Here is an 18,920-nt window from a genome sequence, read left to right on the forward strand (position 1 = left end):
CAATCTATGATTGACCTATGCGTCAAATCTGCTGCGAGCGCCCTTGACAGGCGAATGGTTCGAAATAATTCTCTTAATTAGAAAGAACTGATTTGCGCGTTGAGGGGCGTGTTTCTTTTCAACGGCGGATATCGTTACACCAGAATGACTTGCTGTATTCTGTAGCAATTCATTTTGGGTGATATTTGTTCTCGGGCTTTTCCGCTCTTTCGTACATGCACAGTCCTAGAGATGTTCGTTCTCGTTGGAGTTTCCGGATGGCCAGTTGGAAATATGACCGTACTCTCGCTAACCATATGAAATCCGTGACTGTGCAAGGCGTATTGAGCCGGGCTTTTCCATCGCTGGCGCTTGCGGGATTGATGGCACTCGCCGGAACAGCCTTTCCGGATATTGCCGAAGCAGCGTGCTTCAATGTCACGCGCGCAATAGCGATCACCGGTTCCAGCACGGCGGAAGGCCAGCCGGATGAGGGCGAAACCATTACCTGCGATGCGACTGCGCCCAACCCTTTCACTTATGGCGTTATCGCGACCACGGGACAAGACTACATCACTGTGACGATCGGTGCGGGCACGATCATCGATGCGCTGGGTTCCGGCGTTTTGCTCGACGATTACGCCAATGCCGTCAACAACGGAACCATCACGACGACCTCGCTGAACGGCTTCGGCATGTCGAAGCAGTATATGGGGGAACTGGCCAATAACGGTACGATTGAGACGTCCGGCCAGACGGCGCATGGTATGCGCTCGTTGGGCGGCTTCGGGTTTCTGACCAATACGGGCACAGTCAGCGTCAGCGGCCTGAATGCCTATGGCGTCCTGGCGGGCGTCAATGAAACCGTCGTCAACTCCGGCACGATTTCGGCCACCGGCGATGGCGGTAATGGCGTCTATATGCTAGGCGGCACAGTCCTAACGAACACCGAAACGGGCGTGATCACCAGCACTTTGGCCACCGGTGTTCTCGGCGCCGGCAGCCGCTATACCGTGAGCAACGCCGGTATCATTACCGGCGGCAATGGCACGGCGATCAGTCTGGCGGGTGGTGTCAACACCATCAACGTGACGGGCGGTACCATAACGGGCGACGTGCTGACGGGAGCCGGGGTCGACACGCTGAACTGGACCGGCGCCGGGACGATTGCCGGTGAAATTCATCTCAATGACGGCGATGACGTTGCCAATCTAACGAATCTGACCAAAACGACTGTGCAGCCGACCACGCTCCTTGATGGCGGTCTCGGCACGGACGCGCTCACGCTGACCAATGTGCAGACTGCACAGCCGGAGCGTTTCATCAATTGGGAAAGCATCTCCCTGCTGTCCGGCTCGCAGCTCACCATGGGCGGCGACCTGACATTGGGTGACTCGGCGACGGAAACCGGCACATTGACCATCGACAGCACCAGCTCGGTTGTCGCCAGCGGGGGAAGCTATGCCATCTCGCCGAGTGTGGCGGGGACGGCCGTCGGCGTGACCAATGCAGGCCTGATCGATCTGGACGCCGGTGGCACTTCAGTCGGCGACAGGCTCACCATCAACGGAAACTATATCGGTTCGGATGGCGAACTGCGCCTCAACACGACCTTGGGTAATGACAGTTCCGCAACCGATATGCTGGTTGTGACCGGCGACACCGCAGGCAGCACGCTGGTCGATGTCGTCAATGTCAACGGGACTGGCGCCGTGACGACCGAAGGCATCAGGATCATCAGCGTCGATGGCGCTTCGGATGGTTCGTTTACGCTTCTGGGCGATTACGAGTTCGAGGGCGACCCTGCGGTCGTCGGCGGGGCCTATGCTTATCGGCTTTACAAGGGCGGTGTTTCGACGCCGAACGATGGCGACTGGTATCTCCGCTCGACAGTGAGTGCGGTGGAACCAGAACCCGAACCGGGCAACCCGGAGCCGGAGCCAGAAGAGCCGGGCGAGGAATTGCCACTCTACCAGCCGGGCGTTCCTGTCTATGAAGCCTATCCGCAATTGCTGCTCGGCCTGAACGGTCTTCCAACCTTGCAGCAGCGCGTGGGCAACCGCTACTGGAGCCATGCCGGCAATATCATGGTTGCCGAGGGGGCAGACCCGGTCGGCTCGCCTTATGCGTCGCCGCAGGAGGCAGGTGTCCTGATCGAAAACAACGGGATCTGGGGGCGTGTCGAAGGCGTGCATACCAGCATGGCGCCGCGCTTCTCCACCTCCCGCACGGATTACGATTTCAATACGTTCCGCATGCAGGCAGGGCTTGATGGTCTTTTCGTCGAGAATGAAAACGGCAAGCTGATCGGCGGGCTGACCGTGCATTACGTGCACGGCAAGGCCAGGACGCGCTCGATCTATGGCGACGGTGAAATATCGACCGATGGTTACGGTTTCGGGGGCACGCTGACCTGGTATGGTGAGAACGGCTTCTATCTCGACGGTCAGGCGCAGGCAACGTGGTATGATAGCGATCTGGAGTCCACGCTCGCGGGTTTCGACCTGATCAGCGGTAATAACGGCTTCGGTTATGCCCTGTCGCTCGAAAGCGGCAAGCGCATCATGCTGAACGAGCAATGGTCGGTGACGCCGCAGGCGCAACTGGTTTATTCGAATTTCGATTTCGACAGCTTCAATGATGTCTTCGATGCTGAAGTCAGTCTCAACCGGGGTGACAGCCTGCAAGGCCGTCTCGGCTTGAGCCTCGACCGCCAGAATTCGTGGTACAATGACAGGGGGTTGATCGACCGGACCTATGTGTACGGTATTGCCAATCTTTACTACGAGTTTCTGGATGGGACGAAAGTTGACGTTTCGGGCGCCAGCTTTACCAGTCGCAATGATCGCTTCTGGGGCGGTATCGGTCTCGGTGGCAGCTATAACTGGAACAACGATAAATATTCGCTCTATGGCGAAGGTTCGATCAACACCAGTCTGGCCAATTTCGGCGACAGCTACGCCTATAAGGGAACGGTCGGCTTCCGCGTGAAATGGTAGGTCACGATATTGAAGGACTGCCGGTGATGTAATCGCCGGCAGTCCTGTTTTATGAGGTAATTGGTTTAGATTATTGATTTTAAATAATTATCGCGGCTCTGTGGCCTGCGCCGCAGTATTCCCTCAGTCGTATTTTCCATGATTTGCAAGCGCCGAATCCAACCAGGCCCGTGATGAAATTCGGCATTTTTGCAATTTCTTATTGCAAATAATTTGCAATTGCAGAATATAAGCAGTCAACAGGGCTAAACCCAAAATTGCAGGCCGGTTCGAACTGCGGTGGACAGTCCAATTATCAGTTGCAAATAAGTCTTAATAGCAGAAGGATGCGAAATGCTGAACAAGGTGAGACGAACTTTCCTGAAGGCAGCGACCGGAGCAGCATTGGCGGCAATATTGACCGCGATGTTTGCAATAGCTCCGGCTGGCGCACAGGAGAAATTCAAGGCGGTCACGACCTTCACCGTCATTGCCGACATTGCGCGCAACGTGGCGGGCGATGCGGCAATCGTTGAATCGATCACCAAGCCGGGCGCGGAAATCCATAATTATCAGCCGACACCCGGTGACATAAAGCGGGCGCAAGGTGCGCAGCTTGTTCTATGGAACGGGCTTAACCTCGAACTCTGGTTCGAAAAGTTCTTTCGCCACCTGAAGGACGTGCCGAGCGTTGTGGTGTCTGACGGCGTCGCTCCGATGGGCATTACGGAGGGACCGTATAGCGGCAAGCCTAACCCTCATGCCTGGATGTCGCCAACCGCCGCGCTGATCTATGTCGATAATATCCGCGATGCTTTCGTCAAATATGATCCGGCGAATGCCGCCACCTACACGGCAAATGCAGACGCCTATAAGCAGAAGATCCGCGCTGCAATCGAGCCGATCAAGGCGAAACTCGCCGCTGTTCCCGAGGACAAGCGTTGGCTCGTTTCGAGCGAAGGGGCGTTTTCCTATCTCGCGCGCGATTTCGGTCTGAAAGAGCTTTATCTGTGGCCGATCAATGCGGACCAGCAAGGCACGCCGCAGCAGGTGCGCAAGGTCATCGATGCCGTGCGCAAGAACGGCATTACCGTTGTCTTTTCCGAAAGCACGATTTCGCCAGCGCCAGCCGAGCAGGTGGCCCGCGAAACCGGGGCCCGCTATGGCGGCGTGCTTTACGTGGATTCCCTGACCGACAAGGACGGCCCGGTGCCGACCTATATCGACCTCTTGCGCGTCACCTCCGACACAATCGTCAAGGGACTGGCTGATCCGTCCTGATCCCTACAAATCTGGTGCCCGCCATCGTGGCGGGCACGCATTCGATCCTGATGAAAGAGATATCCGATGAATGCTCAACCCGACTGGCAGAGCCATTTCGGTTCCGGTTCTGAAGATGGCGGCATTTCCGTCGATGGCGCTACCGTCACTTATCGCAACGGTCTGACTGCCTTGCGCGACGCGAGTTTTCGCATCCCGACCGGCACAATTGCCGCTCTTGTCGGCGTCAATGGGTCAGGCAAATCCACCTTGTTCAAGGCGATCATGGGGTTTGTGCGTCTTGCGCGCGGCTCGATCCGGGTGCTGGGCATGACGGTTGACGAAGCCTTGCGCAAGAACCTCGTCGCCTATGTGCCGCAATCGGAAGAGGTGGACTGGAATTTTCCGGTTCTGGTTGAGGACGTGGTGATGATGGGCCGCTATGGCCATATGGGCATGATGCGGAGACCAAAGGCTGCTGATCATGAAGCGGTGGCCAATGCGCTTGCCCGCGTCAATATGAGCGAGTTTCGCAAGCGGCAGATCGGCGAGCTTTCGGGCGGGCAGAAGAAGCGCGTTTTCCTTGCCCGTGCGCTGGCGCAGGACGGTCGCGTGATCCTGCTGGACGAGCCGTTTACGGGGGTCGACGTCAAGACGGAAGAGCAGATCATCTCGCTGTTGCGCGAGTTGCGCGATGAAGGCCGCGTGATGCTGGTCTCAACGCATAATTTGGGTTCCGTGCCGGAGTTCTGCGACCGCACCATCCTGATAAAAGGCACGGTGCTGGCCTATGGGATGACGGCTGAGACATTCACCCAAAAAAATCTGGAAAAGACCTTTGGTGGCGTTCTGCGGCATTTCGTATTGAACGGACCGCAAGGCGAGGCTTCCGCCTCGATAGGCGTTATCAGCGACGATGAACGCCCGCTGATCTTGCAGGGCGGCAAGACTGCCATTCGCAACAGTGGCGATGGAGAAGGAGGGCAGGAATGATGGAAACACTCCTGCAGCCATTCACCTATAGCTATATGCTGGATGCGATGTGGGTGTCGGCGCTGGTCGGCGGCGTCTGCGCTTTCCTGTCCTGTTATCTGATGCTGAAGGGCTGGTCGCTGATCGGCGATGCCCTGTCCCATTCCATCGTTCCCGGCGTCGCTGGAGCCTATATGCTGGGGCTGCCGTTTTCCATTGGCGCCTTCTTTTCCGGCGGGCTGGCGGCAGGCGCCATGCTGTTTTTGAACCAGCGAACCAAGTTGAAGGAAGACGCCATTATCGGCCTTATCTTCTCAGGCTTTTTCGGTCTCGGCTTGTTCATGGTGTCGATCTCGCCGACCTCGGTAAACATCCAGACCATCGTGCTCGGCAATATTCTGGCGATTACGCCTGGCGACAAGCTGCAGCTCGGGATTATCGGCTTCGTGTCGCTCGCCCTTCTGCTCGTCAAATGGAAAGACCTCATGGTCACATTCTTCGACGAGACCCACGCACGTTCAATTGGCCTTAATCCGACCGCGCTGAAGATCATGTTCTTCACGCTTCTCTCGGCATCGACGGTGGCGGCGCTCCAGACGGTAGGCGCGTTCCTCGTCATCTGCATGGTGGTGACACCGGGAGCCACGGCCTATCTGCTGACGGATCGGTTTCCGCGACTGCTGGTCATCGCCGTGATAATCGGCGCTGCCACCAGTTTCGTCGGCGCCTATGCGAGTTATTTTCTCGATGGCGCGACGGGTGGCATCATTGTCGTGTTGCAGACGGCGATTTTCCTGAGCGCATTTTTCTTCGCACCCAAGCATGGCATGATTGCCAGCCGACGCCGCGCCGCCAGAACACAGGCCATGGAGGCGTCGCAGTGAACATTATCGACACGCTTCTTTCGCCATTCGAATTTCCATTCATGGTCAATGCGCTGGTGATTTCCGCCACTGTCGCTGTTCCCATGGCGCTGTTATCCTGCTTTCTCGTTCTAAAAGGTTGGTCGCTGATGGGCGATGCAATCAGCCACGCAGTGTTTCCCGGCGTGGTGATCGCCTATGTCGTGGGCTTTCCCTATGCGGTCGGCGCTTTCGTTGCGGGCATGTTTTGCGCCATCGCGACCGGCTTTTTGAAGGATAACAGCCGCATAAAGCAGGATACAGTCATGGGCGTGGTGTTTTCCGGCATGTTCGGGCTGGGACTGGTGCTCTATGTCAAGGTCAGGCCGGATGTGCATCTCGACCATATTTTGTTCGGCGATATGCTGGGCGTTTCGTGGTTCGATATTGGACAGGCAGGGCTGATTGCGCTGTTCACCTCCGCGATCATCGGCGTAAAATGGAAAGACTTCCTTTTGCATGCCTTCGATCCCGCGCAGGCGAGGGCGGTGGGCCTTCGGGTCAATCTCCTGCATTACGGCCTGCTGAGCCTCATCTCGCTGACGATTGTGGGTGCGTTGCAGGCTGTCGGTATCATCCTTGCCATCGCGATGCTGATCGCGCCGGGGGCCATTGCATTTCTCCTGACGCGTAAGTTCAGCACCATGCTGGTTCTGGCTGCGGTCATCGCGGCGGCGGGTTCGTTCATCGGCGTTTATCTGTCGTTCTTCATCGACAGCGCTCCGGCACCCACAATTGTGCTTTTGCTTTCAATGACTTTCGCCGCAGCTTTCATCTATGCGACCCGCAAGGCGGCACGAAACGAGGCATCGGAGATCGCTTGATAACAAGGCTTCTTCGAATCTCCCAATTTCCTGCATAGTGGCGAGATGAAGAAAGAAGCAACGGCATTGGCGATCTATCTGAAGCGCGGATTATCCACTGTGGCCATGATGCTCGTGGCGGCGATGTCCTGTCCTGCTCAGGCACAGGAACCGGGCAAGCCCGGCATTTGCGAGGCGGATAGTTTCGAGAATACGAAATATATCATCTGCAAGCCGGAAAACGGTGTCGCCGGGCTGCGGCTGTTCTGGAAAGGGGCCGACGACAAGCCCTATCGGACATTCTCCAGCGCTGCCAAGGCCGTCAGCGACGATGGCCGCAGACTGGTTTTCGCGTTGAATGCCGGAATGTACGGGCAGGATTTTGCGCCGATAGGCCTTTATATTGAGAACGGACAGCAACTGCGCCCCGCCAACAGGCAGAAAGGCGAAAGTGCAGGTGGTCCTGTGCCAAATTTCTACAAGAGGCCGAATGGTGTTTTCTTCTGGGACGACAAGGCGGCGGGAATTCTTCCGACCGACACGTTTTTGAAACGCCGGCCAAAGGTCAGTTTTGCCACCCAGTCAGGCCCCATGCTGGTCATCCGCAACAAATTGCACCGGGCCTTTATTGCCGGCTCGACGGACCGCACACGCCGCAGCGGCGTCGGTGTTTGCGAAAATGGCGCTGTGCGCTTAGCCATCAGCGAAGACCCGGTGAATTTTCATGATTTCGCGCGCATGTTTCGCGACCATTTGAAATGCCCGAATGCGCTGTTTCTCGATGGTGGAAACGGGACAGGCATTTATGATCCCGCTATGGGCCGCAACGACATATCCTGGCATGGCGGTTTTGGCCCGATTGTCGGCTTGGTGGAATAGCGCTTGCCGCCGCATCAGCCGTTGTCGGGTGTCTCGATCAGTTCCATGGCAAGCGCCCGCGCCGTGTCGGAAATATCGGGATTGAAAACCAGCCAATAGCCGTTTTCGCTCGTTAGCGATCGGTCGCAGGCGTGGACGAGTTGCCCGCGTTGCACTGCGCCATCAATCAGCCCGGCCCAGCCAAGCGCGACGCCCTGATCGGCAATCGCCGCCTCAATCACCAGATTATAGGTATTGAAGACGAGGCCGTAATTGCCGTCATCGATCTCCTCGCCGATGGCATTCAGCCACGATTGCCAGGTGAACCAGCGATCGCCCTGCAAGGTGTCGAGATGCAGAAGCGAGGCAGCACCAAGCCCCTTACCGGAGGGAAAGCCGCCGGATTTTTCGAGAAAAGCGGGCGAGCAGACCGGCACCACCTTTTCGCCGATGAAGGGGACGGAGCCTTCGGGAAAATCATTGCGCGCGCCAAAAAGGATTGCGATGTCTGCCTCGCGATAGTCGAGCGGCTGCAGCATGGAGGATGCCGTGATCCGCACATCCACCTCGGGATGTTTCGGCCTGAATTGCGCCACCCGCGGCATCAGCCAGAAAGTGGCAAAGCCGTAATCGGTTGCGATCCGCAAACCGGGCGAGCGCTGCCTGCGCCTGATCTGCTGCACGGCGTCTTCTATCCCATCCAGACCGGCGCGCACCGCTTCATAAAGTATTCGCCCATCGGGCAAAATTTCAACGCCACGCGCCCGCCTTGCAAACAGCGCAACACCCAAAAGGTCTTCCATGCGTTTTATTTGATAGCTGACGGCAGGTTGCGTCATGCCGAGTTCACGCGCCGCAAGGGTCAGATTTTCCAAACGTCCGACCGCTTCGAAAACGCCAAGGCTGCCAAGATCCCAGGATGGAGAAACCATAAAGAACCTTTATATCTCCAATAAAAAATGAATGGGTTTTTCCTTAGCGTAAATGGTGTTTTCCTGAAAGTCGAAATGCAAGCCATAACGGTTTTTGATTGTACGAGATGCGGAATGCATCCATCAAGGAGGGGTCACCGATGCGCTATTTGAAGACGACTGCGCTGGCGTTTGCGGCGTTCACCGGGCTGGCGGGAACGGCTTATGCTGCCGATCCGGCTGCATGCGAAACCATCCGCCTGTCCGATCCGGGCTGGACAGATATCACCTCGACCAATTCCATCGCGAGCGTGCTGCTGACGGGGCTTGGCTATAAGCCCGATGTGAAGACGATGTCTGTGCCGATTGGCTATGAGGCCCTGAAGACTGGCAATCTCGACGTCTTCCTCGGCAACTGGATGCCCGCTCAGCAGAAATTCCGCGACGATCTCGACAAGGCCAAAGCAGCCGAAGTGATCGTCAAGAATCTTGAAGGTGCGAAGTTCACGCTCGCAGTGCCGGATTATGTCGCAAGCGAAGGCATCAAGGATTTTGCCGATCTTGCCGCGCAGGGCGATAAATTCGGCAAGGAGATTTACGGTATTGAGCCCGGCGCTCCCGCCAACCAGAATATCCAGAAGATCATTGAAGACCCGAAATTCAAGCTCGACGGCTGGAAGATCGTGGAATCCAGCGAGCAGGCCATGCTGGCGCAGGTGGACCGCAAGAACAAGGACAAGGGCTGGGTGGTGTTTCTCGCCTGGGCGCCGCATCCGATGAACACCAAACTGAAGATTGTATATTTGTCGGGCGGCGATGATTATTTCGGTCCGAACTATGGTGGCGCCGAAGTCTACACGCTGGCCCGCACCGGCTGGTCGGCGAACTGCCCGAACGCTGCAACCTTTTTCAAGAACCTCACCTTCACCGTCGATATTGAAAACGAACTGATGGGCAAGATTCTGGACGATGGTGCGGAAGGCCCTGCGGCTGCGAAGGAATGGCTGAAAGCTAATCCTGAGCAGATCGACAAGTGGCTGGCAGGCGTAACGACGCTGAAGGGCGAACCCGGTGCTGCTGCCGTCAAGGCAAGCATCGGCCTCTGATCGTCAGACGCAAAAGACTATAAGGCGGGCATTTCGATGCCCGCCATTTCGCGTTTCACTTCTGCCAAATGGTTCTGCACAAATGAAAAAGCCGAATATTCTCATTCTCATGGTCGACCAGTTGAACGGAACGTTCTTTCCGGATGGCCCCGCCGATTTTCTGCATGTTCCGCATTTGCGCAAGCTTGCCAAACGCTCGACCCGTTTTGCCAATTGCTACACGGCGAGCCCGCTTTGCGCTCCGGCTCGTGCCTCGTTGATGTCGGGCCAATTGCCGTTCCGCACCGGCGTTTATGATAATGCAGCCGAATTCTCGTCCGAAATTCCAACCTATGCGCATCATTTGCGCAATGCCGGTTATCAGACAGCGCTTTCCGGCAAGATGCATTTTGTCGGCCCGGATCAGCTGCACGGCTTCGAGCAGCGCCTGACGACGGATATTTACCCCGCCGATTTTGGCTGGACGCCCGATTATCGCAAGCCCGGAGAGCGCATCGACTGGTGGTATCACAATCTGGGTTCCATCACCGGGGCCGGTTCTGCGGAAATCACCAACCAGCTCGAATATGATGACGAAGTTGCCTATCAGGCCGAAGCAAAGCTTTACGATCTGGCACGCGGTCATGATAAGCGTCCGTGGTGCCTGACGGTCAGCTTCACTCACCCGCACGATCCCTATGTTGCGCGCAAGCGCTTCTTCGACCTCTATGCGGATATACCGGAACTCGATCCGAAGATCGGACCTCTGCCGGAGGGCGAAATCGATCCCCATAGCGAGCGGCTGCTTCGTGCCTGCAAGGCTGAGGATTATGAGCTGACGCGCGAGCAGATCAGGGCGGCGCGACAGGCTTATTTCGCCAATATTTGCTACGTCGATGAGAAGATCGGCGGCCTCCTGGACGTGATCGAGCGCTGTAACATGGCGGATGATACGATCGTCATCTTCACCTCGGATCATGGCGATATGCTTGGTGAACGCGGCATGTGGTTCAAGATGAGCTTCTTCGAAGGTTCAGCACGGGTGCCGTTGATGATCGCCGCTCCGCAGATGCCTGCGGGCCTTATCAATACGCCTGCGTCAACGCTTGATGTGCTGCCCACCCTTGCCGATCTGGCCGGCATCGACCTCAATGGTATCATGCCGTGGACGGATGGCGTTTCACTGCTGGAAGTCGCTTCGGGTGCAAAGGAACGCGGCGCGGTGCCGTGTGAATATGCGGCTGAAGGTACGGTCGCGCCGATGGTTTCACTGCGTGACGGGCCATGGAAGCTCAATCTCTGTCATGTCGATCCACCGCAATTGTACAATCTCGATGACGACCCGGATGAACTGCAAAATCTGGCGGAGTGCCTGGAGCATCGCGCGATGCTCGAACAACTGATGGACAAGGCACTTGGGCGCTGGAACCTCGAACTCTACGATGCGAATGTTAGCGCAAGCCAGGCCCGCCGCCATGTGGTCTATCCGGCCCTGCGCAACGGCGCTTATTACCCGTGGGATTACCAGCCGCTGCAAAAGGCATCCGAACGCTATATGCGAAACCACATGGACCTGAACGTGCTGGAGGATAACCAGCGTTTTCCACGCGGCTAGCATCAGGTCGAAGCCGGGCATCTCGTCCGGCTTCTCCTGTTATCGCGTTTACAGATCGACCGGGCGGCCTGAGGCTTCTTCCTCAAGCGTGACAGCGACATCGGCATTTGCCGAAAGCCTGACCTTGTCGCTTTCGATATCGGCTACGAAGCCCAACTCGATATAGTGATGATGGTCGGCGTGTTGTCCGGAATTATCGGACTTCTTCAGCTTGATCCGGTTTCCTTCCAGCCGATCCACTGTTCCGACATGCACACCGTCTGCGCCTATCACTTCCATATTCTCGTGAATTCTGTGCTGCATAGCGATTTCCTCTGCTTTAGCTTCAGATGAATTCAGCAAATTGCCAATGGGATTGCTGTTCCTAAACTAGTGCACCTTTGCCGTTTGACCATGGCAGAGAGTAATGGACAACCGGTCGGTCATCAGAATGAGCATTAATCGTTCGGTAAACCTAGCTGTCTTTGTGCTCTGCCTGATCTCTGAGTATCTGCGCAGCTCTTGCTCTGTAGTTGTCTTTCACTTCGTCGGAGACCCCGCCGCTCACACTGGCACCGCTGACGATTTTGCCAACGGTTGAATCCCAGTCCAGATCAGGATCCGGGTTTTCGCGGTCAAATAATTGCTTCGCGAGTTCTTCAATCTCGAGCTGCTTTTCAAGTTCGCCACTCATGTCTCTCTCCTGCTGCAAAATGACGCTCAGGGTAGTCGCCCGCTGCCATCTTCGTGATGGCGAACCATATATTTGCGAATGAGCAGATCGAGCGCATCTCTGGCCTCCGTCTCAGTCAACCGCGCCTGAACGTGCCCCTCAATTGAAACAACTTCACCGCTGAACTTATCAAAAACGGACCAAGTGCCGTCGTGCTCCCGCCGAACATCAAATCCGTTTTCAATCATAGGGGCCTCCATTCGTTACATCTGCCGCCCGTCCTGTGCCTGTAGCTCTCTTTCTTGTTGAACACGCTCAAGGATCGTAAAGGCAGCTTGGGCGGCATCCTCTGTCAACGCGATTTGCAGCCGACCTTTGAATGTGATGGGGCGCTGGGTTGCCCCATCCACCACTGACCAGGTGCCGTTTCCGCATCTCAATGTTTTATAGGTGGTCGCCATTCTTCCCTCCGGATCCCTGCTGTTTTGAGCCACTGTCCGCTCCCGCATGTTCCACCACGCTTATACGCGGTTGGTGTTACAACACCGCTGGCGCCAAATTGTTTCTCTCGAACGGACATTATATGAACGCCCTCATGGAACCCTGCGCGGTGAAAATCTGAGGTAAAATGACGGGAAGACGGCCTTGTTGTTATTGCTCATCCCCGGTGTCGCCCTGTGGGGCGGTCGATTTTCCATTCGAGAAAAGAACGAGCGTAAGCAGCGCAAAGGCCATCACAATAACTGCAACGTCAAAGGCATTTACAGCGCACGCAATGCCAATGGCACCTGTCGCCCAAAGGCTGGCGGCGGTGGCGGTACCTTTCACCGACGAGCTTAAACGAAGGATGGCGCCTCCGCCGATAAAGCCCATTCCTGTGATGACGCCCTCAATAATGCGGGCGAGCGCTTCGGGATTGTCGGTCGTAATCCCTTCTGTTGCCTGGATAAAGCCGCAGCTGGCCACTGCCACGAGCGGAAATGTTCGAAGGCCAGCGCTTCGTTCTTCTCGTTCTCGATGCCAGCCTATCGGCAGCGCCAGAATGTATGCGGCTGCCAAGGCGATGACGTGTGGCCAAACGTTGAAATTGTCGGACTTTAGCGCCTCTTGAAGCGCGGTTTGAAGCTGATCCATGTTTCTCGTCGCTTTGAGGTGAAGGCCTCAGTAAACGAACGTGTTTCGATTACGTTCCGAAGCCATTCAAATGGCGCGGCGGCTGAAAGAGGCGACAAGAGCGCTTTCAGCTATGGAGTGAGCGTTTTTTGTAGAGAAGGCGACGCCGTTCTGGAAGAGCAGAATATTTGTTGATAATATTAGTGGAAGCTAATTTATTGAATAGCTGGTGCCGCTTAGGTGACTCGAACACCTGACCCCATCATTACGAATGATGTGCTCTACCGACTGAGCTAAAGCGGCCCGGGAACCTTCGTTCCAACTCCGTTAAGAGATTCCATTCGTTTCCGTCTGGACGGTGCGCTGATAACCAAAAGCAGAACGGAAAGCAAGGCCGAAATCGAAAAACGGTCAGATTGTTTCAAACCTTGTGAAAACAGGGCCTTCCATCGGAGAGGCCCTGTTCGAAACGCGCTGGCAATGTGCCTTATGCGCCAGCGCAGAGTTGACTGCGCGCTTCCTTATATTCCCGCTCCAGACGGTCGATCAGCGTGGCCGCCGGTGCAACCTCATGAATGGCGCCGATGCCCTGTCCGCAGCCCCAGATATCCTTCCACGCTTTCGCGCCTTCTTTGTGCGCCTGATCAAAATCCATCTTCGATGCATCGGCTTCCGGCAGATTGTCTGGGTCAAGGCCGGACTGGGTGATGGAGGGCTTCAGATAATTGCCTGCGATGCCGGTAAAATAGTTCGAATAGACGATATCGGCCGCCGTCGAATCGACAATCATCTGCTTGTAGGCATCAACCGCGCGGGCTTCCGTCGTCGCGATGAAGGGTGAGCCGATATAGGCGAGGTCTGCGCCCATGGCCTGCGCAGCCAGAATCGAACGGCCATTGGCGATGGCACCGGAAAGAAGCAGTGGGCCATCAAACCAGGCGCGGATTTCCTGCACCAATGCGAAAGGAGATAGGGGGCCAGCATGGCCGCCCGCACCGGCTGCGACAGCGATCAGGCCATCTGCACCCTTGCGGATGGCCGAATTGGCGTGGCGATTATTGATGACGTCGTGCAGCACAATGCCGCCGTAGGAATGGATCGCTGCGTTCACCTCGGGCACTGCGCCGAGTGAAGAAATGACAATCGGCACTTTGTATTTCACACAGAGGCCGAGATCATGTTCCAGCCGCTTGTTGGAACGGTGAACGATCTGGTTGACCGCGAATGGTGCTGCCGGACGGTCCGGATTGGCCTTGTCGTGAGCGGCGAGGCCTTCGGTGATCTCAGCCAGCCACTCATCCAACTGCGCTTCAGGGCGCGCGTTAAGGGCAGGGAACGAACCAACGACGCCAGCCTTGCATTGCGCCATCACAAGCGCCGGATGCGAAATGATGAATAGGGGCGCGCCGACAACAGGAATGCGCAATCTGTTCTTCAAACTATCCGGCAAGGCCATATTATTCTCCTCAAAAATTGACGTTTGCGTAAACGTAATATCTCTACCACGCCTGTACAGAACGGCAATACGAAAGATTAAATTAGATTCGGTTTTGGAACCAAGCGTAAGCATCTCTGGTGCCAGCACAAAACGCGCGGGCGAAGAATGGTCAGGCCTTCGGTTTAGCTTCGGCTTCTATGCTCGGATGATGATTCTGTCGCAACAGCCATGGTTTTGCGGTTCGATTTAGGCCGGTGGGTTACAAAGCTGAGATAAAACATGAAGATGGCTAGGCTAGGAATTTGCCGCGAAGTTTAGGAAACTGACCGATAAATCATGCTCTTGAACGGTCGCTGAATCACATGTCGGATGAGGTTTCTGCATCAGATTCAATCTGCTAGGGTGAGGCGACGGCACCAAAGGTTCGGGGAAAAGCACGGTGAAAGTCGATATTTGGCAACGAGGCGGGTCTTATCAGGTAGCCAAATCAGTTATTGAACGGCTAAATGCCTTGATTCAGACGTTAAATTCGCTGAGGCTTGGAAAAAGCCGCTTTCTGAAAGTCGGTTTGGAACTTTAGGAATAAGCACAGGCGGGAAACGCGAACACGGGGACGAGTGGCCTTTGGATAGTATAGAACGCGCTATCAGAAACGCATTTGCCAAAGCGGATGCTTATAACCCTGCGACCCGTCAGCGTATATACGAATCCGCATGGGGTGCCCATGAGCGCGCGCTCGCGGCCAACACTGCTTTGAGCGACGCCCAAAAAGAACAGCGCCGCCAGAAGCTGAAGGATGCCATTTCCAGCATCGAGCAGGAATTCTCCGCCCCGCGCCAGAATGAAGACAAGGCAGAGCCATCGCTGGATGCGCCGCATCGCGATGATCCTGTCCTGGGTGCTGCTGTGGGCAGTGCTCCGGCGCTCGATACCGGCGATATACGTTCCCGATCCACGAAGAAAAAGGGCGGAAGCGCCGATCTCGGCTATGAAGGCGGTGTCTCGCGCAAGGAAAAGCGCGGCAAGAAGAAGCGGCATTCGCCCTTCTACAGCTATGGCATTCCGGCGCTGGTGCTGTTTGTCGCCGTCATGATCGGCTATTCGCTTTATAGCAGCTTCATCGATTTGAGCCGTGGTCCATCCAGCAGTCCGCTGCACAGCGATGGAAGCGGCGCGCCGCTGAAGGATGGTGAAGAGCCGGGCGGGGCGAAGTGGATTACCATTTTCCAGCCGTCTGAAGCGACACGCATGTCGGTGCAAGGGCGCGCCACCGCAGAAATCCTGCGTGATGGCCCGAGCAGCTTTGCACGCGTGAAATCTTCCGGTGAAGGCGATACGGTTACCTTCGATGTTGGCGAAGGCATTCTGGACCAGCTCGCTGGCAAGACAGCCACATTCGATATCATCGCCAAGGCCGATGGCGGCAAGATAACCCAAATGTCTGTCAGTTGCGATTTCGCAGGCTTTGGCGATTGCGGGCGCAGACGGTATGACGTGGGTGAATCGCGCAACGATTTTCTGTTCGATCTGGATTTCGCAGGTGACAAGAAGGCAGGCCGCGCCGGTGTCATCACGATCAATTCCGATCTGACCGGAACCGGAAAGCCGGTCGATATCTACGAAATTCGCGTTTCGGCGAATGCACAGTAGTCATTGAAAAACAGAGAGTTGCTGGCTTTTCTTCTCCGGGTTTGGAGGAGATTTAGCTGAGCAGCTTTTCCAGCGTTTCAAGCCGATCCGCTTCGCGGGGCGGTTTATCCCAGCGCAGGCGCGAGAAGCGCGGAAAACGCATGGCGACACCGGATTTATGTCGTGTTGAGCGGTTCAATCCCTCAAAGGCCACTTCCACGACCAGACCGTGATCGGGTTCTGCGCGGACCGAACGCACCGGGCCGAAACGCTCGATGGTGTTTTCGCGAACAAATTTGTCCAGCAGTTTCAGTTCCTCATCGGTGAAGCCGAAATAGGCCTTGCCGACCGGCACCAGAACCGGCTCGTCTTCCGGTCCTGTCCAGACCGCGAAGGTGAAGTCGGAATAGTAGCTGGAGCGTTTGCCGTGGCCGCGCTGCGCGTAGACAACCACCGCATCGACAGTGAACGGATCGCGCTTCCATTTGAACCACGGTCCCTTGGGGCGACCGGGAAGATAGGCACTATCATGCCGTTTCAACATCACGCCCTCGATGACCGGGTGCGGAGGGTTGACGCGCAACGCGGCCAGTTCGCCGAAATCGGCGAAGGACAGCACGGGCGACAGATCGAACCGGCGCGGGTCGAGTGTGCTGACGAAGGTTTGAAGGCGTTTGCGGCGCTCGGCAAAGGGCAGGGCGCGCAAATCCTCACCGGATTGCTGGTTGCCGTCTTGCAATAGATCATAAGCGCGGATGAAAGCCGGATAGTCGCGCAATTGTTTGGCGCTGACGGTCTTGCGGTTCAATCGCTGCTGCAGGTCGGAGAAAGTGGCGGTTTCAATGCCGGTTTCACCGTGATGCCCGACGAGAAGTTCGCCATCAATGGCGCCTTCAAAGTCCATTGCCTCCAGCACATCCGGAAATGCGCCGGAAATATCATCGCCGGTGCGTGAATAAAGCTTGCGCACCCCGTTTTCCGAGACGGCTTGCACACGAATCCCGTCCCATTTCCATTCCGCGCTGAATGCGGCTGGATCGAGCGAGGAAATCTCTGCTTCATCCAGTGCGGTGGCCAGCATGACAGGGCGAAAGGGCGCATCGGCAGTTGCGGCTGGTTTGGGAGCAAGGCCTTCCAGCCAGGCAAACAGCGCCGTATAGGGCGGTGACTGGCCATGCCAGAGTTCTTCGATCTCCGTCACGTCCACGCCGCCGAAATCGGCGAGCGCCTGTTTGGCAAGACGCGCTGAAACGCCGATGCGCAAGCCGCCGGTTACAAGTTTCAGCAGGGCATAACGCTCCGATATGCCGAGAAGATCAAGCCAGCCTGCAACCAGTATCGGGCCTTCACGGCGCGAGGCATGTTGCAGTTCGTGCACCACAACGCCGAGCGAAAGATTGGTGCCCGGCGAGGTCTCGCTGGGGCCGGGCCAGATCAGCGAAATGGTTTCGGCCAGATCGCCGACATAATCATAGGAATAAGCGAAAAGCGTCGGGTCCGTCCGTTCCGCGATCAGGGCGCGCAGCATGGCGGGTTTCACGCTTTGCAATTCCAGATCGCGCGTGATGGCGGCCAGCGCCAGCCCACGGTCGGGATCGGGTGTGGTGCGGAAATAATCGGCAAGCAGGCGTAGCTTGCCATTACGCTGCGGGGTGAGAACCAGACGGTCGAGAAGTTCGGCGAAAGCGCGCATCAATCGCCCTCATCTTCGTAGCCGATAAGATGCAGCGGCTTCGCCGGAATGTTCTGCAATTCGCACCACCGAACCAGAGCCTCCTCCCGCCCATGCGTGACCCAGACTTCGGCGGGCGCAATTTCCGATATCGTTTCCGTCAGCTCATCCCAGTCGCAATGGTCGGAGATGATCAGCGGCAGTTCGATGCCCTGTTGCTTGGCGCGCTGGCGGATGCGCATCCAGCCGGAGGCGAAGGCCGGAACGGGATCGGGAAAACGTCGCGCCCAGCGGTCGGAAAAGGCGGTCGGCGGGCCGACGATGATCTTACCCGCAAAATCAGGCAGCTTCTCGCCACGCTCCAGCGTTGCGGGTTCAAGGGGGCCGAGGTCGATACCGCGCATCTGGTAATAGTCGCACAATGTTTCCAAAGCGCCGTGAATATAGATCGGATCACTATAGCCCGCATTGCGAATGAGCTTGATCACGCGCTGCGCCTTGCCGAGCGAATAAGCGCCGACCAGATACGCGCGCTCGGGAAAGAGCGTGAGTGATTTCAAAAGCTTTGCGATTTCATGCGATGCATCCGGGTGACGGAAGACCGGAAGCGCGAATGTCGCTTCGGTGATGAAGACATCGCATTTGATCGGCTCGAATGGCGCGCAGGTCGGGTCGGCGGCGCGCTTATAGTCGCCCGATGCAACGATGCGGGTCCCATCTTTCTCGACGGCGATTTGCGCCGAACCGAGCACATGGCCAGCGCCGTGAAAACTGACGCGAACGCCGTTGATCGTCAGCGTTTCACCTAAAGCCACTGGCTGCACGGTTTCGGCAAAACCCTCGCCATAGCGAAGCCGCATGATGTCGAGTGTTTCCTGCGTGGCCAGAACATGGGTGTGTCCTGCGCGGGCATGATCGGAATGACCATGGGTGATCAGTGCGCGCTCCACCGGGCGTACCGGATCGATGTAAAAATCGCCGGGCGGGCAATAAAGACCTTTCGGAGAGGAACATAAGAGCTGATTGAAGCGCATAAGCCAAAGATAGGTCAGC

18 protein-coding genes and 1 tRNA gene are annotated in these 18,920 nt (G+C 56.6%); 9 read left to right on the forward strand and 10 right to left on the reverse strand.

What is annotated here, in order from left to right; genetic code table 11:
- Positions 1 to 257 precede the first annotated feature (257 nt).
- The 6 genes from D8666_RS16260 to D8666_RS16285 all read left to right on the forward strand — a co-directional run bounded on the left by D8666_RS16260 (position 258) and on the right by D8666_RS16285 (position 7,773).
- Complete coding sequence (locus D8666_RS16260) at positions 258 to 2,978, forward strand: autotransporter family protein (protein WP_235858980.1); 2,721 nt, start codon at positions 258 to 260, stop codon at positions 2,976 to 2,978.
- A gap of 333 nt (positions 2,979 to 3,311) precedes the next feature.
- Entirely contained in the window at positions 3,312 to 4,238 is a 927-nt protein-coding gene (locus tag D8666_RS16265; protein ID WP_109367628.1) for a metal ABC transporter substrate-binding protein, read from the forward strand.
- A gap of 66 nt (positions 4,239 to 4,304) precedes the next feature.
- A complete protein-coding gene (locus D8666_RS16270; protein WP_109367627.1) occupies positions 4,305 to 5,210 on the forward strand; it encodes a manganese/iron ABC transporter ATP-binding protein in 906 nt (301 codons plus the stop codon).
- On the forward strand, positions 5,207 to 6,073 hold the full coding sequence (locus D8666_RS16275) for a metal ABC transporter permease (RefSeq protein ID WP_109367626.1): 867 nt from the start codon (positions 5,207 to 5,209) through the stop codon (positions 6,071 to 6,073). The genes D8666_RS16270 and D8666_RS16275 overlap by 4 nt, the downstream gene beginning before the upstream one ends.
- A complete protein-coding gene (locus tag D8666_RS16280; RefSeq protein WP_109367625.1) occupies positions 6,070 to 6,915 on the forward strand; it encodes a metal ABC transporter permease in 846 nt (281 codons plus the stop codon). Before D8666_RS16275 ends, D8666_RS16280 begins: the two co-directional genes overlap by 4 nt.
- Positions 6,916 to 6,960: 45 nt before the next feature.
- On the forward strand, positions 6,961 to 7,773 hold the full coding sequence (locus D8666_RS16285; protein ID WP_181376048.1) for a phosphodiester glycosidase family protein: 813 nt from the start codon (positions 6,961 to 6,963) through the stop codon (positions 7,771 to 7,773).
- A gap of 14 nt (positions 7,774 to 7,787) precedes the next feature.
- Here the strand turns inward: D8666_RS16285 and D8666_RS16290 are convergent, their stop codons facing one another.
- Positions 7,788 to 8,684, reverse strand: coding sequence for a LysR substrate-binding domain-containing protein (locus tag D8666_RS16290; protein ID WP_121538775.1), 897 nt, complete (start codon positions 8,682 to 8,684; stop codon positions 7,788 to 7,790).
- 140 nt (positions 8,685 to 8,824) lie between these two features.
- Between D8666_RS16290 and choX the strand changes: the two genes are divergently transcribed.
- Together choX and betC are read left to right on the forward strand one after the other, a co-directional pair.
- On the forward strand, positions 8,825 to 9,769 hold the full coding sequence (gene choX, locus D8666_RS16295; protein WP_109367623.1) for a choline ABC transporter substrate-binding protein: 945 nt from the start codon (positions 8,825 to 8,827) through the stop codon (positions 9,767 to 9,769).
- Positions 9,770 to 9,851: 82 nt separating this feature from the next.
- Entirely contained in the window at positions 9,852 to 11,363 is a 1,512-nt protein-coding gene (betC, locus tag D8666_RS16300) for a choline-sulfatase (RefSeq protein WP_121538777.1), read from the forward strand.
- A 48-nt stretch (positions 11,364 to 11,411) separates the two neighbouring features.
- Here the strand turns inward: betC and D8666_RS16305 are convergent, their stop codons facing one another.
- From D8666_RS16305 to D8666_RS16335, 7 genes are all read right to left on the reverse strand, one after another.
- Positions 11,412 to 11,666, reverse strand: a complete 255-nt coding sequence (locus D8666_RS16305; protein WP_109367621.1) for a DUF2171 domain-containing protein — start codon at positions 11,664 to 11,666, stop codon at positions 11,412 to 11,414.
- A 151-nt stretch (positions 11,667 to 11,817) separates the two neighbouring features.
- Positions 11,818 to 12,036: a hypothetical protein gene (locus D8666_RS16310; protein WP_121538779.1), complete on the reverse strand. Its 219-nt coding sequence runs from the start codon at positions 12,034 to 12,036 to the stop codon at positions 11,818 to 11,820.
- A 26-nt stretch (positions 12,037 to 12,062) separates the two neighbouring features.
- On the reverse strand, positions 12,063 to 12,263 hold the full coding sequence (locus D8666_RS16315) for a hypothetical protein (protein ID WP_235858981.1): 201 nt from the start codon (positions 12,261 to 12,263) through the stop codon (positions 12,063 to 12,065).
- A 15-nt stretch (positions 12,264 to 12,278) separates the two neighbouring features.
- Positions 12,279 to 12,476 carry a hypothetical protein gene (locus D8666_RS16320; protein WP_109367618.1) on the reverse strand — a complete coding sequence of 66 codons (198 nt, stop codon included), beginning with the start codon at positions 12,474 to 12,476 and terminating at the stop codon, positions 12,279 to 12,281.
- A 190-nt stretch (positions 12,477 to 12,666) separates the two neighbouring features.
- Positions 12,667 to 13,149 carry an MgtC/SapB family protein gene (locus D8666_RS16325; RefSeq protein WP_109367617.1) on the reverse strand — a complete coding sequence of 161 codons (483 nt, stop codon included), beginning with the start codon at positions 13,147 to 13,149 and terminating at the stop codon, positions 12,667 to 12,669.
- A 206-nt stretch (positions 13,150 to 13,355) separates the two neighbouring features.
- Positions 13,356 to 13,431, reverse strand: a tRNA-Thr gene (locus D8666_RS16330).
- A 184-nt stretch (positions 13,432 to 13,615) separates the two neighbouring features.
- Entirely contained in the window at positions 13,616 to 14,584 is a 969-nt protein-coding gene (locus tag D8666_RS16335) for an NAD(P)H-dependent flavin oxidoreductase (protein WP_109367575.1), read from the reverse strand.
- Between the two features lie 606 nt (positions 14,585 to 15,190).
- Here D8666_RS16335 and D8666_RS16340 point away from each other — a divergent pair.
- Positions 15,191 to 16,216: a hypothetical protein gene (locus tag D8666_RS16340; RefSeq protein ID WP_109367574.1), complete on the forward strand. Its 1,026-nt coding sequence runs from the start codon at positions 15,191 to 15,193 to the stop codon at positions 16,214 to 16,216.
- A 52-nt stretch (positions 16,217 to 16,268) separates the two neighbouring features.
- On the opposite strand, the gene D8666_RS16345 is transcribed toward D8666_RS16340, so the two are convergent.
- Both D8666_RS16345 and D8666_RS16350 read right to left on the reverse strand, forming a co-directional pair.
- Positions 16,269 to 17,888 (reverse strand): cisplatin damage response ATP-dependent DNA ligase, encoded by a 1,620-nt coding sequence (locus D8666_RS16345; protein WP_121538781.1) that lies wholly within the window; start codon positions 17,886 to 17,888, stop codon positions 16,269 to 16,271.
- Positions 17,888 to 18,901: a ligase-associated DNA damage response exonuclease gene (locus tag D8666_RS16350; protein WP_109368006.1), complete on the reverse strand. Its 1,014-nt coding sequence runs from the start codon at positions 18,899 to 18,901 to the stop codon at positions 17,888 to 17,890. Before D8666_RS16350 ends, D8666_RS16345 begins: the two co-directional genes overlap by 1 nt.
- Positions 18,902 to 18,920: the final 19 nt, after the last annotated feature.

This window comes from Ochrobactrum soli, from assembly GCF_003664555.1.
GTDB classification, from domain to species: Bacteria; Pseudomonadota; Alphaproteobacteria; order Rhizobiales; family Rhizobiaceae; genus Brucella; species Brucella teleogrylli.

Bases quoted from the DNA above. Each gene is read 5' to 3' on its own strand.
- D8666_RS16260 (WP_235858980.1), top strand. From the start codon at position 258: ATGGCCAGTTGGAAATATGACCGTACTCTCGCTAACCATATGAAATCC.
- D8666_RS16265 (WP_109367628.1), top strand. From the start codon at position 3,312: ATGCTGAACAAGGTGAGACGAACTTTCCTGAAGGCAGCGACCGGAGCA.
- D8666_RS16270 (WP_109367627.1), top strand. From the start codon at position 4,305: ATGAATGCTCAACCCGACTGGCAGAGCCATTTCGGTTCCGGTTCTGAA.
- D8666_RS16275 (WP_109367626.1), top strand. From the start codon at position 5,207: ATGATGGAAACACTCCTGCAGCCATTCACCTATAGCTATATGCTGGAT.
- D8666_RS16285 (WP_181376048.1), top strand. From the start codon at position 6,961: ATGAAGAAAGAAGCAACGGCATTGGCGATCTATCTGAAGCGCGGATTA.
- D8666_RS16290 (WP_121538775.1), bottom strand. From the start codon at position 8,684: ATGGTTTCTCCATCCTGGGATCTTGGCAGCCTTGGCGTTTTCGAAGCG.
- choX (WP_109367623.1), top strand. From the start codon at position 8,825: ATGCGCTATTTGAAGACGACTGCGCTGGCGTTTGCGGCGTTCACCGGG.
- betC (WP_121538777.1), top strand. From the start codon at position 9,852: ATGAAAAAGCCGAATATTCTCATTCTCATGGTCGACCAGTTGAACGGA.
- D8666_RS16305 (WP_109367621.1), bottom strand. From the start codon at position 11,666: ATGCAGCACAGAATTCACGAGAATATGGAAGTGATAGGCGCAGACGGT.
- D8666_RS16310 (WP_121538779.1), bottom strand. From the start codon at position 12,036: ATGAGTGGCGAACTTGAAAAGCAGCTCGAGATTGAAGAACTCGCGAAG.
- D8666_RS16315 (WP_235858981.1), bottom strand. From the start codon at position 12,263: ATGATTGAAAACGGATTTGATGTTCGGCGGGAGCACGACGGCACTTGG.
- D8666_RS16320 (WP_109367618.1), bottom strand. From the start codon at position 12,476: ATGGCGACCACCTATAAAACATTGAGATGCGGAAACGGCACCTGGTCA.
- D8666_RS16325 (WP_109367617.1), bottom strand. From the start codon at position 13,149: ATGGATCAGCTTCAAACCGCGCTTCAAGAGGCGCTAAAGTCCGACAAT.
- D8666_RS16335 (WP_109367575.1), bottom strand. From the start codon at position 14,584: ATGGCCTTGCCGGATAGTTTGAAGAACAGATTGCGCATTCCTGTTGTC.
- D8666_RS16345 (WP_121538781.1), bottom strand. From the start codon at position 17,888: ATGCGCGCTTTCGCCGAACTTCTCGACCGTCTGGTTCTCACCCCGCAG.
- D8666_RS16350 (WP_109368006.1), bottom strand. From the start codon at position 18,901: ATGCGCTTCAATCAGCTCTTATGTTCCTCTCCGAAAGGTCTTTATTGC.